This window comes from Rhizobium sp. PEPV16 (genome assembly GCF_008919455.1).
Classification (GTDB): Bacteria; Pseudomonadota; Alphaproteobacteria; order Rhizobiales; family Rhizobiaceae; genus Rhizobium; species Rhizobium leguminosarum_Q.
In genome coordinates, this window is sequence record NZ_VSZV01000274.1 from 18,960 (window position 1) to 21,545 (window position 2,586).

Consider the following 2,586-nt stretch of genomic DNA (forward strand, 5'->3'; position numbering starts at 1 on the left):
ACCGATCATCGGCGCGCCGGTGCAGGCCGTGACACCGCTCTCGCGCCAGCTCGGTGCCGAAGCGCGCGCGCACGGCCTTTCCATCAAGAGTTCGAACGACGCGAGCAGCGACTACATCCTCAAGGGCTACCTCTCCGCCTTCAGCGACGACGGCAAGGTCACCGTGGTCTATGTCTGGGACATTCTCGACAGCGGCGGGGGCCGCCTGCACCGCATCCAGGGACAGGAAAGCGTGCCGACGGCCGCGGCCGATCCATGGGCGGGCGTTCCGGCCTCGGTGATGCAACAGATCGCCTCGAAAACCATCGCAGAATTCTCTTCCTGGCGGCAGGCTCAGGGCGGTTAGTCACAAACTTTTTGCAAATATGGAAGCCTGTGGCGCCTTTGCCCTTGCATTCACGGGGAAGCTGACTAAAAAGCGCGGCTATCAGCGCGTAACAGGCGGACCAAAATGAAGGTTTTCGCGGGCAATTCGAACCGGCAACTCGCCGAAGCGATCTGCAACTATCTCAATGTTCCCTTGGGGAAAGCCAGTGTTCGAAGGTTTGCCGATCAGGAAATCTTCGTGGAAATCCAGGAAAATGTGCGCGGCGAGGACGTTTTCCTTGTACAGCCCACCGCTTTTCCCGCAAACGACCACCTGATGGAACTGCTGATCATGATCGACGCCATGCGTCGTTCGTCAGCCCGCCGCATCACCGCCGTCCTTCCCTATTTCGGCTATGCCCGCCAGGACCGCCGCGCCTCCGGCCGCACGCCGATCTCCGCCAAGCTGGTCGCAAACCTCATTACCGAAGCCGGCGCCGACCGTGTCATGACGCTCGATCTCCATGCCGGGCAGATCCAGGGCTTCTTCGATATTCCGACCGACAATCTCTTCGCTATGCCCGTGCTGACGCGCGACATCAAGAGCCATTATGACCTCAGCAACGTCGTGGTCGTCTCGCCTGACGTCGGTGGTGTGGTGCGTGCCCGCGCGCTTGCCAAGCGGCTGGACTGTCTTCTGGCCATCGTCGACAAGCGTCGCGAGCGGCCGGGTGAATCCGAAGTCATGAACATCATCGGCGACATCACCGGCAAGGACTGCCTGCTGATCGACGACATCGTCGATTCCGGCGGCACGCTCTGCAACGCGGCCGACGCGATGCTGGCCAAGGGCGCATCCAGCGTCACCGCCTATATCACCCACGGCGTTCTCTCGGGCGGCGCAGTCACCCGCGTCACCTCCTCGAAGCTTCGCGAACTCGTCATCACGGATTCGATCCAGCCGACCACGGCAGTTCTCTCGGCGCACAATATCCGCATCGTGACCACGGCCCCTCTGATCGGCGAAGCCATCAGCCGAACAGCTCAGGAAGAGTCCGTCTCCAGCCTCTTCGATTAAAGAGAGCCGGCATTCGACCGGCTCTTTCAATTTCTGCATTAGATGGACCAAGCTATTATTGGGCATACCCTCCGAGCCGCATGAATTGCTGGCCGTTGATTGTGGCGGAGCCGCGTTCGCAAGCGGCCGCCCCGATCGTTGGTTTCGGCGAAGCTTGTGACGTAAGGCACAAAAGCCGGCACAAGGCCGGCTTCCTTTCATTTCGGATACCAAGTGATAATGCTTAAGGCTGCTGCGGTGGCGCAGGTACCGTATCCTGCCCCTGATCCGGTTCCTGCTCAGTCTCCAGCCCCTGATCCTGATCCGGACCATCCGGCCCCTTGATCTGCTGGCCGTTGACGACGACTGCACCATCGCGGCTGACACTGATGTCCCAGCGCGAGCGGCCATCTGCATCGGTCTTGGCGAAACCTTTTACCATCATGATGCCGAAGGAGACCTGGCTAAGATCGGGATCCGTCTTGGCAAGCTCCTGAACCGCGGCAATCGTCTTGTCGAGATCACGGGCAAGGATCGTCGCCTCCATCGAATAATCCTTCTCGGTGTCGACCCGCCCCTCGATTTTGCCGGTCATGTCGATGTCGTAGACATCCGATTTGGCACTGACCTTCGGAAACTCGACGGCGAGCCGGCCGTCGCGGAAGAACTTCTTCGCCATCTCCTCGCCACTCGTCTCAGGCGCCTCGGCGCTGCTGAAATCCACCGCCATCAAGGCGTCGCCGAAGCTTGCGAAATCCAGATTCGGCATGGCGAGTTGCAACTCGAAGCTGGTCGGCAGGAAAGGCGAATAGCTTGCCGGCATCAGGGGCGTGTCGAGGCTGATGTCCTGGGCATTCATGCCGAAGCCGAAACGCATGGCGTCACTCGGCCCGTCGACGGCCACATTGTAGTCGAATGCCTTGGCGCCTCCATTGCCCATCTGGCTGCTGATGGTCAGATTGTTGACCCCGATCGTCTCGCTGAACGAGGCAAGAATCGGGAAGGCCTGCTTGAGCATTCCCTTTATCTTGTCGCTGTTCTCCGGGCTTAGCTCCTTCTCCTCGAGATGGTCGAGAACGAAAAGGACGATCTCGCGGATCTGCTTGGCCGGCAGGCCGTTCACCTTGGCCTCGAAATCGATCGAGTCGGCACGGATTTCAACGGGTGGCATTTGCAGGCCGGAAAGCCTGGTCGAGCGGTTCTCCAGCTTATGGTCGATCCGG

General features: G+C 60.2%; 1 protein-coding gene and 2 pseudogenes. 2 read left to right on the forward strand and 1 reads right to left on the reverse strand.

All coding sequences use genetic code 11. The annotated features are described in order from the left end of the window. Window positions 1–346, forward strand: a pseudogene (locus FY112_RS37645) (hypothetical protein); the annotation flags it as partial. 105 nt (window positions 347–451) lie between these two features. Next, window positions 452–1,384, forward strand: a complete 933-nt coding sequence (locus FY112_RS12145) for a ribose-phosphate pyrophosphokinase (protein ID WP_011652946.1) — start codon at window positions 452–454, stop codon at window positions 1,382–1,384. Between the two features lie 223 nt (window positions 1,385–1,607). Here FY112_RS12145 and FY112_RS12150 read toward each other — a convergent pair. Then, window positions 1,608–2,586 (reverse strand): annotated as a pseudogene (locus FY112_RS12150) (hypothetical protein); the annotation flags it as partial.